The following is a 13,405-nucleotide window of genomic DNA, read 5'->3' as shown; positions in this document are numbered from 1 at the left end:
GGTGTTGACCGTGAAGCGGTTGAGCGTGGTCAGGTTCTCTGTAAGCCAGGTTCCGTGAACCCACACACCAAGTTCGAAGCAGAAGCCTACATCCTGACCAAGGATGAAGGTGGCCGTCACACCCCGTTCTTCGCGAACTACCGTCCACAGTTCTACTTCCGTACAACGGACGTGACCGGCACTGTTGAACTGCCAGCGGGCACCGAGATGGTGATGCCTGGCGACAACCTGAAGTTCAACGTTGAGCTGATCGCACCGATCGCCATGGAAGCCGGTCTGCGCTTCGCGATCCGTGAAGGCGGCCGCACCGTTGGTTCCGGTGTTGTGTCCAAAATCGTTGAGTAATCAGAACTTCTGATACGCGAAACGAAAGAGCCGCCCAATCGGGCGGCTCTTTTGCGTTATGCCGCCTTTTAATCAGGGGCGTATAAGAGATGATCGGGCCCCCGTGCCCTGGCTTTTCATTTCCAATAAAGACGCTAACCTGCGTCAGGCGAAAAACTGAAAAGACCTGTCTGATATGCGTTTGTTGTTTCCTTTATTGATGGCTGCACTGGCCGGTGCGACGGCGGTGGATGCCAAGCCGCTTGTTTCCAGCAGTGAAGAGACGCTGGAGAGTGTCTGTTTGAGCTATGCGGATCAGCCTGAGCGATTGATTGAGATCTGTGGGGCGGCGCTGGAAGCCTCTGGCGCCACTGAGGCACAGCGCTTGAGAATGCAGGATTCTCTGGCATGGGCCCATCAGAACCTTGGCAATCATGAGGAGGCACGTCGTCTGTTTGAGGCGATGTATGCCGCAGCACCGGAATCCGATCTTGCGCTCAACGGGCTGGGTTGGAGCGATTTCATGCGAGACGATTACGCGCAGGCCGCCGTCTGGTTTGAGAAGGCCATGGCGGTCAACCCTGAAGCACAGGCGCTGGCCGGTCTGGGCAGCAGCCTGTATCGGGCCGGGCAGGCCCCGATTGATCAGGCGGTGGGCTATCTGGATGCGGCAATGGCGATTTCGCCGGATTATCTGTGGGCTCTGCGGGAGAAGGGCTGGCTCTTTATGGAGGAGGGACAGCTCGATTTGGCGCAAGGCGTGTTTGAAGAGGTTCTGGGGCTGTCGCCTGATGATGAAAACGCAGCTTATGGCATTTCGTATGTGCTGTCTGACAAGGGGGAGTGGCAGGCGGCCTTGGGGTTCGTCAATCGTGCGTTGCAGGCCGATCCTAGCTATCTGTCGGCTCTGTCGCGGCGCTCTCTGATCTTGTTGAATCTTGGCCGCCCTGCGCAGGCGATGCGGGATGGTGAAACAATTGTGGCTCTGCTGCCCGACAACAGTGATGGGTATGTGCGTGTTGCGCGGGCTCAGGCGCAGATGGGGCGGACAGGGGATGCCTTTGCAACATTGGAGACAGCCAAAGATAAGCTGGGTTATGAGGCTTATTTGAACTATTGGCGGGCGTCATTGCTTTTTGATGATGGGCAAAATCAGGCCGCATTGCAGGCCATTACAGAGGTTTTTGAGAACGGCGAGGCGGATTATTTCGATCATGAGTTGCGGTCGCAGATTTTGTTGACAGAAGAGCAATATGTGGAAGCGCGGCAGGCGGTGAACCACTCTATCAGTGTTTTCCCGGATGAGGAGTGGCTGATTTACTATGACGCGCTGACGCTGATCGGAGAGAAGGATTTTCAGGCCGCAGAACAGCGGTTTGATCAGGCTGTGGACGCCGGTCTTCCACAGGAGGAGCTCGGGTTCTTTCTCAAGCAACTGGTTGGGGCGGCCCAGTTTGTTCAGGCCATTCAGATGCGTGTGCGCTATTCGGAGAATGACGGCTGAAAGCTGCGCCCTGACGACGGTCAGTGGTTTGGGTTTTCACTAGGTTTGCCGAGGGCTGTATCTGCGGCGTCGGTGATGTTATCCAGCGCGCCCTCAATGCTGAGACGTAGTGTTTCCATCTGTTCCTCAGAGGGCTTGCGCGGGACCTCCTCTGTCCATTCCGCGCAGGTGATGACTCCGCGTGAAAAGGGCAGGGGCAGCATTTGTTTGTCCCATGTCGGGAAGCGGATCACGCGTTTTTGGGCAAAGGCCACGGTGAAGACACGCGCGCCAGAGGTGCGCGCCCAGATGATGGGCACCGTGGAGGACACGCGTGCTGGGCCGCGGGGGCCATCTGCGGCGATGCCGATGGAGCTGCCCTGTTTGATGCGTTTGAGCACCTCGCGGGACAGGGTGACATGACGCTTGTGGCTGGACATGGGAATAGTTTCCCAGCCAAGCCGCACAAGGATCTGGCCCGCCAGCCGTCCAGCCCTTGCCGCAGAGGTCAGCGCACAGATGCGCGCACCTTCGGGGGCGTTGAACATGAAGGGCGCCATAATCAGGCGTTGATGCCAGACCACGAAGATCACCGGCTCGCCCCGGGCCACGCAGGCATCCATCTCTGCACAGCCTGTCCGGTCAAACCGCGAGGTGCGAAAGGCGAATCGCACATAGCGGGCAAACAAACCTTCCACAGCGCTGTTGAGCCGTGGATTGTTGGCGATTTTCTTGCGGAGATTTTTCAGGGACACGGGGCGCTTACCTCTTCACTATGGGCGCTTCTTACATCGCTTGCACAAAGCTGGCCAGAGTTGTGGTTTTTGCGCGTTTTCCCTCTTGCCACTGGGGCGGCACTGCACTACGAAACTCCCCACGTTAGGGGTATAGCTCAGTTGGTAGAGCGACGGTCTCCAAAACCGTAGGTCCCGGGTTCGAGCCCTGGTGCCCCTGCCATTTTCCCAAGGATGAGATTTGTCTTAGGACAATTAGCTGCCGAGACTGTGGTGGATTTTGCCTGTGTCAAAAATCCAGATCATCTTTGATGAAATCATACAGATTCTGGTAGATGCCCTCACAATTTTCTCCGCGCGCACATTGGGGCGATGTCGCTGGGGCAGCGCGAGGTGTTGCCGGTGGAGGCGTGGGTTTGGCTTTCGGCGGCTGAGCAGTTCCTGTGGGCGGCTTTGGGGGCGTGGGCTGTGGCGTCGAGGCGAGCGTGTCTGGCGGGGCCAGACGGTTGAGACGCTCTATTACGTCGAAATCTGGCCCGCCATCAGCGATCAGGTGATGCGCCACTTCAAAGCGCGTGATGGCCTGTCGCGTGGGGCCATCTAACGTGCCGGTGGGGCGACCTTTCAGATACCCAAGGGCGATCAACTGTTGTTGCATTAGTGTGATGTCCGTCCCATGCAACACAAAGCGGCGCTCACGTTGTTCAGCGGCGCGGGCATCGGTCTCTTTGCCGTTGAGGCATTGCCAGTAAGGCACGCCGGAATGGCGCCCGAGCAGCTCAATCAGGCCGAGCTCAATCAGATTGCGCACGGCCTGTCCCTGACTTTCCAGTCGGACGATGGAAATGGGCGCGACGATATCGGCGGAGGCAATGGTGCCCCCAACCGTGCCGGTGAGGCCCCGGCGGGTCACAACCATGGAATTTGAGACTGAGCCACCGGGCAGGACCTGACGACTGGGATATTGTACCAGATGCAGATCCACGGAGACCACGGAGAGCGTGCGGCTGTTGCGATACAGAGAGGTGGTGAAGCCCCGATCCCCATCCAGATCATGACCAATGCTAGCGTTGCGCACGGCGGTGTCCGAATCCACCTGAGAGATCGCGCCACGGATATAGAGATTGGGCTTCACTTCGCCTTTTTTGCGGGTGGTGATCAGCTCCAGCTGACCAAAGCCAGAGATCCGCGCCTGATCCAGAAAGACATAGCGCCCGCTTTTGCGGTTCATTTGGTTGAGGGCGTTGACCAGCATGTCATCCGCACCGACAGAGACGCTGCGGGTTTCGTCGGGAATGTCGGAGGAAGAAACCAGATAGCGCCGTTTGGGCAATTGCGCCAGTAAACCGTCCATGCAGGTCAACGCGTGAGAGAAAGAGGTGAAGTTGCGCGTGGGCCGGGCATCAGGCTGTGCCACCGCGGGCGTGAAATCTGCCCGTGAGGCAGCACATCCGCTCAGAAGGCCACAAATCAGGGCAGACTTTATGCCATGCCCCACACCACCACGGAAAAACGCTGCGCAACCCACAAACACCACTCACCAAACACACCAAAAACACAGTGCTATTGAGTCTGCGCAAAATGCGTTGACGATGTCTGAACGGGAGCTGGGCATTTGAGGTGAATTTGCCCAAAAACGCGTTGATTCCGCTAACCTTTGACTAACAGCTTCATGGCACCATGGAAGGGTCTTTCCTGTGTTCTGAGTTGAGGCAATGGTATGTTTCGGGTGTTGGTTTTGCCGCTTTTTCTTTCTCTCTTCCTGTCTTCCGCGGGCTTTTGCACGCCGCCGGAACTCCCGGTGACAGCGGACCGCTGTGCCATTCATTTTGCTTTGACGGGCATTGTGGATGAGGGGTGTGTTGCTCCTGATGTGGCGACATTGGGGGCGGCAAGGCGTTTGCCTCCAGCTGGATTTGATCGGGGTGCGGCGGGATTGGACAGTGTGCCGCAAGAGCAAGGGTACTTCATCCGGTTTCCGTTCAATTCAGCGGATTTGACGGCGGAATATCAGGCCCATTTGGAGCGGTTGGGGCAGATTCTTGCGGCCCCTAAACTGGCGCAACATTGTATCAAGCTGGTGGGTCATGCCGACAGTGTGGGTGGCCCGGCTTTTAATATGCGTCTCTCACAACAGCGGGCGCAGACCGTGGCCAATGTTCTGGTGGCGGGGTCACAGGTGGCGCGGGCTCGGATTGCCACCGAAGGTCGAGGTGAGCGTGCCTTGATCGGGGGTATCCCCGGGCCGCATCCTCTGAATCGGCGGGTGGAAATCATGGTGCGTCGCGCGGGCGATGATCCGTGCTAGCTAGACGTGCCCGCCATCGAGTATGCAGGGCTCTTCTCGTGGCATGGGCCATGGTTTTTGTCGCAGTAGGGGCAGGGCAGGCGGATCTGCGCGGACAGAGCCATGTGGCGCTTGTGATTGGCAGTGATGCCTACCCCGGAGAGGCGGCCTTGCGCCATGCGCGTCAAGATGCGGCGCAGGTGGCGGCGCGGCTGCGGGCGCTGCACTATGCGGTGGTGTTTCTGGAGAATCCGAAAAGGCGGGATATTTTGCGCGCTCTGGCCGTGATACAGGCCATGGCGACAGAGGCGGAACAGGTGGTGATCTACCTGTCTGGACATGGGGGCATGTGGGCAGGGGAGAGTTATTATGTGCCGGTGGACGCGGTGGCTGAAGGGGGGAGACCCTTGAGGGGGGCAATGGCCTTGCCGATGCAGACCTTTGCCAAAGTGTTGTCGGATCGTCCACGTCAGAAGATTATCTTTTTTGATGCCTGTCGTTCGCCAGAAAGCTGGGCGCAGGATGCGCCGCCGTCACCGCACATGGGGGACACATGGGGGGCGGGGCTGGCGCTTGTTTATGCGGCTGCGCCGGGAACTATGGCGTATGATGGAGGCAAGGGGCGGAGCCCTTTTGCGACTGCGTTTTTACGCCATGTGACGCCTATGTCGCCTGATTTGCCCACATTGCTGCGCCAAATCAGGCGCGATGTTTTAAGCCAGACGCAGGGTGTGCAGGTGCCTTGGATGCAATCCGCGTTGTTGGTGCAGACCTATGTTCAGAAACTGCCGGGAAGTTAGACCCCGAGCCCAATAGGTTTTTGCTCCGGCGCGAAAACACCAATGGAGGTTGTGCCGCTAAGGTGCGTTGGAATCCTTGCCCCAGTCCGCATCCTGCATTTCGCGCAACCGTGATGCTGTGCGCTCAAATTCAAAAGTGCCTTCCCCTTCGAGATAGAGCATTTCGGGCTCTGCCGCGGCGGAGCAGATCAGGCGCACATTGGCCTCATAGAGTGCATCGATCAGCGTGACAAACCGCTTGGCCTCGTTGAAGTTGTTGCGGCTGAGGGCCGGAATGTCTTCGAGTACCAGCACTTTCACTGCATTGGCGATGGCAAGATAGTCGCCGGGGCCCAGCATTTTGCCACAGAGATCAAAGAAAGACGCGCGTGCCACCCCATTTCGATAGGCGGGCAAGGTTACTTCACGTCCCTTGACGGTGAGCACCAGCGCCGCGGTTTCGCCGCCTGTGAGATCTTCCCAGATGGCGTGCATCTGGGCGCGGGCCTCTGTGCCAGCTTGCACAAAGTAAACCTGGCTGCCTGCCAAACGATTCTGGCGGTGGTCGTTGGGGCTGACCAGTTCCCAGACCTGCAACTGCTCTTTTATGATGGCAATGAAAGGCAGGAAAAGCTGGCGGTTGAGGCCATTCTTGTAGAGATCATCCGGCACGCGGTTGGAGGTAGTGACCACCACCACCCCAGCGGCAAAGAGCTGTTCGAACAGCCGCCCGACTATCATCGCATCGGTGATGTCAGTGATCTGCATTTCGTCAAATGCCAGCACGCGCACGCTCTGGGCGACGCTTTGCGCGACTGGAAGAATGGCATCTTCGATGCCCTCGCCGCGCGCCTTATGCATGGCCTCATGGATTTCCTGCATGAAGGCATGAAAATGCACGCGGCGCACAGGCACAGAGAGATGGTCCACAAAGAGATCCATCAACATGGATTTGCCGCGTCCCACACCGCCCCAGAGATAGAGACCTTTCACCGGGGGTGGCGTTGCCTTGCGGAACCAGCTTTTCTTAACCGGCTGCGCCAGCTCTGCGCGGATACGTTCCAAATGAGGCAGAACCGCCACTTGGGCGTCATCTGCGGTGAGGCTGCCATCGGCAACCTTGGCGGCGTAAATCTCGGGCAGCGTGCTCATACCTGAGTGCTTAGCCAATTGCAGGCGCAAGGAAAAGAGGCGCGTTGAGGGATATGACGGGTTGTGATGAGGGGGGCGACAAATGGTGAATTGACGCGAAGTTGTGCATTTGTTCAGTATGCGCGGTGCAGTGACAGGAGAGACATGATGGCCCAGAATGTTCAGGTGAAAACACCGTTGATGACGCCGGTTTTGATTGTGGGCTGTGTCATTATTTTGGTGAGCTTTGCCGTCAGGGCCAGTTTTGGGGTGTTTCAGATCCCCATTGCTGCGGAATTTGGCTGGCTGCGCAGCGAATTTTCTCTTGCGATTGCCATACAGAACCTTGCTTGGGGGATTGGTCAGCCGATCTTCGGGGCCATTGCCGAAAAGGTAGGTGACCGCAAAGCGATTGTGCTGGGCGCACTGACCTATGCGGCGGGGCTTGTGCTCTCGTCCTTTGCGGTGACGCCCGAAGCTCATCAGATGCTGGAGATCCTTGTGGGCTTTGGCATTGCTGGCACGGGGTTTGGTGTCATTCTGGCGGTGGTAGGACGGGCCAGCTCTGATGAAAATCGCTCGATGTCGCTGGCGATTGCCACAGCAGCAGGTTCTGCCGGGCAGGTCTTTGGTGCGCCGATGGCCGAATGGATGCTGTCTTTTATGAGCTGGCAGCAGACTTTTGTGGTATTTGCTGTGGCGATTTTGTCTTTGCTGCTGTTGTTGCCCCAGATGCGAGCCCCTGTTGCGGCGTCCAAAGCAGAGCTGCAGGAGAGCATGGGTACGATTTTGAAGCGGGCCTTTCGTGACCCTTCTTACACGCTGATCTTTCTGGGGTTTTTCAGCTGCGGCTATCAGTTAGCATTTGTTACTGCACATTTTCCCGCGATGATCACTGAGATGTGCGGGCCGATTGCGCCGGGGGGAGCGTTGGCCTCTTTGGGGATTACCTCCACGTCAGCGCTGGGGGCGGTGGCGATTTCACTGATCGGGTTGGCCAATATCGGTGGCACGCTGCTGGCGGGGTGGGCTGGCAATCACTTTCCCAAGAAGTATCTGCTCACGGGGATTTACACCGGGCGGACCTTGGCGGCGGCAGTGTTCATTCTGATGCCGATCACACCGACCACTGTGATTGTTTTCTCTGTGGTGATGGGCTCTTTGTGGCTGGCCACGGTGCCGCTGACATCGGGTCTTGTGGCCCACCTCTATGGGCTGCGTTACATGGGCACGCTTTATGGAATCGTGTTTTTCTCCCACCAGTTGGGCAGTTTCCTGGGCGTGTGGCTCGGCGGGCGGATGTATGATCAATATGGCGATTACACGGCCGTCTGGTGGGTTGGTGTGGCGGTGGGCGCATTCAGTGCGATTGTGCATCTGCCAATCAAGGAAAAGCGCGCACCGGCGGCTGTGGCGGCTTAAGACTCTGCTGGCCAGGCGGCTTCTGCTTCGGTCAGGAGACCCTCGGCCACCAAGCGATCTGCCCAGCCCCGTGGCGTGGTGAAATGGTGGGTCTGCCAGCCACGTGCGGCAGCGGCGGCAATATTGTCTGCCCGGTCATCGGCAAAAAGCAGGCGCTCAGGGGCGATGCCGCTGTCCGCCTCCACATGAGCATAGATCGCCGGATCCGGCTTGATCAGTTTCAGCCGCCCGGAGACATATTCACGGTCAAACCGCGTGAGGAACGGGTAGACCGCCTGTGACAGCGGGAAGTTGTCATGACCAAAATTGGTGAGCGTGAAGAGCGGCACCCCCTTGTCGGCCAACGCGTTGAGCAGATGTACGCTGTGGGGAATGGCTGGGGCGGCGAGATCGTTCCAATTGTCATTCCACATGCGCAGTTCAGCGGCATATTCAGGGTACTGGGGGACGAGGCTGTCAATCATTTCCGGCAGGGAGGCACCAGCGTCGATCTTCTCGTGATGGGCATGGATATTGGTGTCGGTAAAGAAGTTGCGGCGTCGCTCTTCGCCCACGGTGCGGTCATAGAAATCTTCTGGCTGCCATTTGATCAGCACATTGCCGATGTCAAAGATGACCACGTCTATCTGGCTCATGTCGCGCCCCTGAATGTCCCTGTGTTGCCCCTTGGTGGGCTGTGTGGAGAGCCTACTGTGCTGGCGATGAGAGGCAAACCGATTTTTGCTGCACTGCCGCAAAAGCGGGTCTAGCGCCGCGCGCCGGGGCGCTGCACTTCGCCGGGGTTTGGAGAGCGCGCCTCGCGCCAGAAGACAAAAAGACCGGAGCCGATGATCAATGTGATGCCTACCCATGTGGTGGCGCTGGGCCATTCGTCAAACAAGACAACGCCAAAAACCACAGCCATGGGCATGGCGGCATATTCCAGTGGCGCAAGCAAGCTGGCCTCTGACAGGCGGTAGGCCTGAGATATGAAGAAGCCGCCAAAGGCAATGGAGGTGCCGATCAGGATCAGAACAGGCCAATCGCCAAGCGCAGGCATATGCCAGGGGCGCAGCAGGAATTGCAGCATTTCGCCGCCACTGTCCGCCCATCGACCATGTCCCAGAAACAGGCCAACGGTGCTGGCGACCAGAATGAAGGTGATCTGAATGAAAATCGACATGGTGGCCGCGCTTTCGGTGTTGCCGATTTTACGGGTCAGCACATGCAGCAGGGCATAGGCCACAGCGGCCACCAGCGGCAGCAGCAGGGCGAGGTTGAAGCCATCGGCACCGGGGCGGATCATGACCAAGACGCCGAGCATCCCCACGCCGACCGCAGCCTGACGACGCGGGCCGATGGTTTCCCCCAGCAGCAATGCGCCCAAAGCGGTGATCAAAAGCGGTGCCACAAAGAAGACCGCCATGGCATCGGCCAGCGGCAGGACCGCGAGGCCCAGAAAGAAGGTGGTATTGGCAAAGACAACACAACACCCGCGCAGCAGGTGCATACCCAGACGTTGGGTGCGCAGAGCGGACAGGCCACCTTGAAATGGTACGATCACCACCAAGAGAATGGCCAAACCCACCAGAGAGCGGATCAGCACAATCTGATGCAGGGCATAATCGCCGGACAGGAACTTGATGGCCGCATCATTGATCGCAAAAAAGAAGACGGCGATCAGGGCGGAGAGCGGGCCAAGAGGAATGCGATGGATCATAAAGACCTGATGTCGCCTGCGGCGTTTCCGGTCTAGGCCAAAAGCGACCAAAGGGTCATTTTTTAATGGATTTTTTGTGTTTTGTTAGGGTGTGAGCCGTCTATTTTTTCATGGCTTTGACCACGGCTTTTGCGATGGGGCCCACCATGGCTGGGGCCAGCGCGCCAAATGGGTCGCGTGCCATGCTTTTTAACGCTTCAGACGCTGCTTTGGCTTCTTCGACGGCCACACGCAATTCTGCCTCGATATCTTCGATGGCCATGTCGCGCACCTGAGCCACTGCTGCCGTTTCTTCACCGACAGTGGATTTTGCGGCAAGGCCAATGAGGAGCGCTGCGAGTGCGAGGTTGACCAGCGCCACAATCAGGGCAGAGGCGGCGGGCGAAAGGGATGTGGACAGGGCGAAATAGGCGGCAAGATTGAGCATGATCAGACCTACCGCTGCAGCGATGCCTGCTGCTGCCATCAGGCCGGTTTGGCGTCGCAGAACTGCGAGGTGACGCTGCGCGATCAGGCGTTCTGAGCGCAGGATGATGGAGATGTTACGCGACAGGCGGTTCATTGTGGCGCGCCTTATTTGCTGCGGCCGAGCAGGAAGCCGACGGCAAAGATGCCCAGCCCCAGCAGGAGTGCATTTTTATGTGGGATCTGATCAAGCTCTTCGAGCAGGTCGGATAGGTTATCTTCCCATGGCTGGCTGTCTTCGGAAGAAGGGGCCTCGGTGTTCACCTCTGTCGAAGACGTCTCTGCATCCTCGGAGCGCGCAGCGTTGGCACGGCTCTCATCAAGTTGTTTGCGCAGGTCTGCCAGTTCGGCTTCCAGCTCTGCTTTGGTGGCCATGGTGTCTGTCCTTTCGGGGCCCGCTGAGGGCGGGAGGAAATCGGATGCGTGTTAAGTCGGCCTGCAATCTAGTGGCTTCGGCGTTGAGTTTGCATGCCGTATACGGGGAAAGCCATCTCTATTTTCCGCCTGCGTGTGCCCCAGTCGGGAATCGCACCGCCCCGTTCGTCACCGCCCACCCACCCGCCCCGGTAACAAAAGGGGCGATGCGGATGTTTTGGTCAGCCCTTGGCGGCGCGCAAGACGCGTTCTAGCGCGTCAAGAAAACGGGAGCGGTCCGCTTTGGTGAAGCCTTTGCCGCCGCCCTGTCGAAAGGGATCAGCGGCGCGAAGATCCGTCATGAGGTCGCGGGTGGCAAGCACATTGCCAATATTAGCGGAGGTCAGCGCTTCGCCGTTGTGTTTGAGCACGCGGGCTCCAGCCTCCACACATTTTGCTGCCAGAGGAATGTCCCCGGTGATCACCACATCCCCTGTCCCTGCGCGGTCGGCGATCCACATATCGGCCACATCCGGGCCTTCGGGCACGATCACATTTTCCACCAGAGGGTTCTGACTTGGCCGCAGACCACCGTTGGAGACCACGTAGATTTTGACTTTGTGGCGGGTGCCGACTCGCTCCACCTCGGCTTTGACCGGGCAGGCGTCGGCATCCACATAGATGGAAGTCATTGCTGTGGTCTGCATTCAGTCAGCATAGAGCGCTTCGGCATGGAAGGCGATATGCTCTTCCATGAAGGTCGATACAAAGAAGTAGCTGTGGTCATAGCCTTTTTGCAGCCGCAGGGTGGCTTCCTGACGGCGGGCAGTGGCGGCTTCGGCCAGCGCTTCGGGGCGCAGCAGATCCAGAAACTGGTCATTGGTGCCGGTGTCCACCAGAACCGGACCGTCAAATCCTTTGTCACGCATCAGAAGGGTGGCGTCATGCGCGGCCCAGGTGCTTTCCTCGTCGCCCAGATAGGCGGAGAGCTGTTTGCGCCCCCAGTCAGACGCCGTTGGATTGCAGATCGGGGCAAAAGCGGAGACCGAGCGGAAGCGGCCAGGCAGGGCCATGGCCATGGTCAGTGCGCCGTGACCGCCCATGGAGTGGCCCATGATCGACTGGCGGCTCATATCAAGCGGGAACTCTTCCTGCAGGAGGGAGGGCAGATCTTCGGTGATATAGTCCCACATGTTGAAATGGGGTGCCCAGGGCTTCTGGGTGGCATTGACATAGAAGCCCGCACCCTGACCCAGATCATAGGCGTCATCATTGGCAACATCTTCACCACGCGGGGAGGTGTCGGGGAAGATCAGCGCCACGCCCTGTTCGGCGGCCCATTGCTGAGCGCCGGCTTTGACCATGGCGTTTTCATGGGTGCATGTGAGGCCAGAGAGATACCAGATCACCGGCACGGGGCCCACTTTCGCCTCTTCTGGCAGGAAAAGACCAAAGGTCATCTCACAATGGCAGCTGTGTGAGTTGTGTTTATAGACGCCCTGAGTGCCGCCGAAGGCGCGGTTTTCGCTGATGATGTCCATGGGAGGTCTCCTGCCTATTCGCTTTGGGGCTACGTTGTCAGAGTTGGGAGACCCATGCAATCACAAGGCTGACCGTTGCGATTGAGAAAGCTGTGGAAAACAGGATGGCAGCGGAGACACGGTGGGGGGCGACGCCGTAGTGCTGCGCAAGCATGTAGACGTTTCCGGCCACCGGCAGGGCTGCTGCGGCAATGGCGACGCTTGCGGCATATGGATCTGCCGGGAAGAGCCAGAGCACCGCAAAGGCCACGGACAGAGGGTGTAGCGCCAGTTTGGCGAAGCTGAGCCAGAGGGCAACCTCGACACGTTCCGCGGATTTTGTCGCCAGTGACGCGCCAATGGCAAAGAGGGCCCCAGGCGTGGCCGCGCCCCCAAGAATGGCGAGAAATTCGTTGAACGGATCCGGGAGCGGAATTTGCAGGGCGGACCATGCAAAGCCAAGTGAGATTGCTACAATCATTGGGTTACGGATCAAGCCTCCTGCGACGGTGCGCAGGATGGCAAAGCTCATGCGCCCATCACGTGATCCTGTGATCAGAATGACGATCAGGCTGGAAAACACGATCAGATCAACGGCGAGCACCATCATGACCGGGCCGATGGCTTCTGGCCCCATAAGCAAGGTGAGCATCGGCACGCCGAGAAAGCCGGTATTGCCAATCACGGCGCATTGGGCTTCGACGGCGGCTGTGCCCACGTCTTCGCGGCGCAGAAAGGCCACCAGCGTTGCCAGAAGATACACCAGTGTGCAGCCGAAGAGATAGCCACCGATCAAGCGCCAATCGAGCACCTCGGCGAGGCTGAGGTTGGCGGCAAAGCGAAATAGCATGGCGGACAGTGCGAAGTAGAAGACAAACTTAGTCAGGTATGCCGTGGCTTCTGAGGTGAAAAACCGGGTGCGGCCAGCCCAGTATCCCAGGCCGATCAGGGCAAAAAACGGCAGTGTTTTCAGAAAGATTGCCAACATGGCGCCAGCCTTAACAGGTTTGGATCATGTGGCAAGGGCCATGTCACGCAAGCGCGATGAAGGCGGTGCCGGCGACCGCGATCAAGGCCCCAGCGATGGCGTAGTAGTGGGGGCGGTGTTTGTCCTTCCACCAGAGAATTGGTAGAATAAGCACAGGAGACAGGGAGCCAAGTACGGCGGCGATGCCTGCATCCAGATGCGCAAATGCGTAGAGCAGCA

General features: G+C 58.5%; 15 protein-coding genes and 1 tRNA gene. 6 read left to right on the top strand and 10 right to left on the bottom strand.

What is annotated here, in order from left to right:
* Positions 1–345: EF-Tu C-terminal domain-related protein (locus tag SHM7688_RS09575; RefSeq protein WP_503167633.1), on the top strand; the 345-nt coding region annotated here is incomplete at its 5' end.
* A gap of 175 nt (positions 346–520) precedes the next feature.
* Positions 521–1,828: a tetratricopeptide repeat protein gene (locus SHM7688_RS09570; protein ID WP_058239694.1), complete on the top strand. Its 1,308-nt coding sequence runs from the start codon at positions 521–523 to the stop codon at positions 1,826–1,828.
* A 20-nt stretch (positions 1,829–1,848) separates the two neighbouring features.
* Here SHM7688_RS09570 and SHM7688_RS09565 read toward each other — a convergent pair whose 3' ends face one another.
* Entirely contained in the window at positions 1,849–2,562 is a 714-nt protein-coding gene (locus SHM7688_RS09565) for a lysophospholipid acyltransferase family protein (RefSeq protein WP_223229230.1), read from the bottom strand.
* 126 nt (positions 2,563–2,688) lie between these two features.
* On the opposite strand from SHM7688_RS09565, the gene SHM7688_RS09560 reads away from it, so the two are divergent.
* Positions 2,689–2,764 (top strand) — tRNA-Trp (locus tag SHM7688_RS09560).
* 66 nt (positions 2,765–2,830) lie between these two features.
* Here SHM7688_RS09560 and SHM7688_RS09555 read toward each other — a convergent pair.
* Positions 2,831–3,895, bottom strand: a complete 1,065-nt coding sequence (locus tag SHM7688_RS09555; protein ID WP_144432538.1) for a peptidoglycan-binding domain-containing protein — start codon at positions 3,893–3,895, stop codon at positions 2,831–2,833.
* A gap of 384 nt (positions 3,896–4,279) precedes the next feature.
* Between SHM7688_RS09555 and SHM7688_RS09550 the strand changes: the two genes are divergently transcribed.
* Together SHM7688_RS09550 and SHM7688_RS09545 are read left to right on the top strand one after the other, a co-directional pair.
* On the top strand, positions 4,280–4,849 hold the full coding sequence (locus SHM7688_RS09550) for an OmpA family protein (protein ID WP_188128118.1): 570 nt from the start codon (positions 4,280–4,282) through the stop codon (positions 4,847–4,849).
* A 50-nt stretch (positions 4,850–4,899) separates the two neighbouring features.
* Positions 4,900–5,628, top strand: coding sequence for a caspase family protein (locus tag SHM7688_RS09545; protein ID WP_058239691.1), 729 nt, complete (start codon positions 4,900–4,902; stop codon positions 5,626–5,628).
* 57 nt (positions 5,629–5,685) lie between these two features.
* On the opposite strand, the gene zapE is transcribed toward SHM7688_RS09545, so the two are convergent.
* Positions 5,686–6,759, bottom strand: a complete 1,074-nt coding sequence (gene zapE / locus SHM7688_RS09540) for a cell division protein ZapE (protein WP_058239690.1) — start codon at positions 6,757–6,759, stop codon at positions 5,686–5,688.
* A 147-nt stretch (positions 6,760–6,906) separates the two neighbouring features.
* Here zapE and SHM7688_RS09535 point away from each other — a divergent pair, with 147 nt between their 5' ends.
* Complete coding sequence (locus tag SHM7688_RS09535; protein ID WP_058239689.1) at positions 6,907–8,160, top strand: MFS transporter; 1,254 nt, start codon at positions 6,907–6,909, stop codon at positions 8,158–8,160.
* On the opposite strand, the gene SHM7688_RS09530 is transcribed toward SHM7688_RS09535, so the two are convergent.
* The 7 genes from SHM7688_RS09530 to SHM7688_RS09500 form a co-directional block, all read right to left on the bottom strand.
* Positions 8,157–8,795, bottom strand: coding sequence for an HAD-IA family hydrolase (locus tag SHM7688_RS09530; RefSeq protein ID WP_058239688.1), 639 nt, complete (start codon positions 8,793–8,795; stop codon positions 8,157–8,159). The two genes, SHM7688_RS09535 and SHM7688_RS09530, sit on opposite strands and share 4 nt — an antisense overlap.
* A gap of 110 nt (positions 8,796–8,905) precedes the next feature.
* The gene (locus tag SHM7688_RS09525; RefSeq protein ID WP_058239687.1) at positions 8,906–9,859 is read right to left on the bottom strand and encodes a DMT family transporter; all 954 of its coding nucleotides are present in this window, start codon (positions 9,857–9,859) and stop codon (positions 8,906–8,908) included.
* Positions 9,860–9,959: 100 nt separating this feature from the next.
* On the bottom strand, positions 9,960–10,421 hold the full coding sequence (locus SHM7688_RS09520; RefSeq protein WP_058239686.1) for a hypothetical protein: 462 nt from the start codon (positions 10,419–10,421) through the stop codon (positions 9,960–9,962).
* 11 nt (positions 10,422–10,432) lie between these two features.
* Positions 10,433–10,699, bottom strand: a complete 267-nt coding sequence (locus tag SHM7688_RS09515; RefSeq protein WP_058239685.1) for a hypothetical protein — start codon at positions 10,697–10,699, stop codon at positions 10,433–10,435.
* A gap of 221 nt (positions 10,700–10,920) precedes the next feature.
* Positions 10,921–11,370, bottom strand: a complete 450-nt coding sequence (locus SHM7688_RS09510; protein ID WP_058239684.1) for a YaiI/YqxD family protein — start codon at positions 11,368–11,370, stop codon at positions 10,921–10,923.
* 15 nt (positions 11,371–11,385) lie between these two features.
* Positions 11,386–12,219, bottom strand: a complete 834-nt coding sequence (fghA, locus tag SHM7688_RS09505; RefSeq protein ID WP_058239683.1) for an S-formylglutathione hydrolase — start codon at positions 12,217–12,219, stop codon at positions 11,386–11,388.
* Positions 12,220–12,256: 37 nt separating this feature from the next.
* Complete coding sequence (locus tag SHM7688_RS09500; RefSeq protein WP_058239682.1) at positions 12,257–13,186, bottom strand: AEC family transporter; 930 nt, start codon at positions 13,184–13,186, stop codon at positions 12,257–12,259.
* Positions 13,187–13,405: the final 219 nt, after the last annotated feature.

Source organism: Shimia marina, assembly GCF_001458175.1.
Taxonomy (GTDB): domain Bacteria; phylum Pseudomonadota; class Alphaproteobacteria; order Rhodobacterales; family Rhodobacteraceae; genus Shimia; species Shimia marina.
The sequence above is the reverse complement of the archived record's forward strand: the minus strand, read 5'-3'. Positions and strand labels throughout refer to the sequence as shown.

Excerpts from the sequence above, each read along its gene's own strand:
- SHM7688_RS09520 (WP_058239686.1), bottom strand. The coding sequence starts at position 10,421 with ATGAACCGCCTGTCGCGTAACATCTCCATCATCCTGCGCTCAGAACGC.
- SHM7688_RS09500 (WP_058239682.1), bottom strand. The coding sequence starts at position 13,186 with ATGTTGGCAATCTTTCTGAAAACACTGCCGTTTTTTGCCCTGATCGGC.
- SHM7688_RS09545 (WP_058239691.1), top strand. The coding sequence starts at position 4,900 with ATGGTTTTTGTCGCAGTAGGGGCAGGGCAGGCGGATCTGCGCGGACAG.
- zapE (WP_058239690.1), bottom strand. The coding sequence starts at position 6,759 with ATGAGCACGCTGCCCGAGATTTACGCCGCCAAGGTTGCCGATGGCAGC.
- SHM7688_RS09570 (WP_058239694.1), top strand. The coding sequence starts at position 521 with ATGCGTTTGTTGTTTCCTTTATTGATGGCTGCACTGGCCGGTGCGACG.
- SHM7688_RS09530 (WP_058239688.1), bottom strand. The coding sequence starts at position 8,795 with ATGAGCCAGATAGACGTGGTCATCTTTGACATCGGCAATGTGCTGATC.
- SHM7688_RS09510 (WP_058239684.1), bottom strand. The coding sequence starts at position 11,370 with ATGACTTCCATCTATGTGGATGCCGACGCCTGCCCGGTCAAAGCCGAG.
- SHM7688_RS09525 (WP_058239687.1), bottom strand. The coding sequence starts at position 9,859 with ATGATCCATCGCATTCCTCTTGGCCCGCTCTCCGCCCTGATCGCCGTC.
- SHM7688_RS09515 (WP_058239685.1), bottom strand. The coding sequence starts at position 10,699 with ATGGCCACCAAAGCAGAGCTGGAAGCCGAACTGGCAGACCTGCGCAAA.
- fghA (WP_058239683.1), bottom strand. The coding sequence starts at position 12,219 with ATGGACATCATCAGCGAAAACCGCGCCTTCGGCGGCACTCAGGGCGTC.
- SHM7688_RS09555 (WP_144432538.1), bottom strand. The coding sequence starts at position 3,895 with ATGGACGGTTTACTGGCGCAATTGCCCAAACGGCGCTATCTGGTTTCT.
- SHM7688_RS09535 (WP_058239689.1), top strand. The coding sequence starts at position 6,907 with ATGGCCCAGAATGTTCAGGTGAAAACACCGTTGATGACGCCGGTTTTG.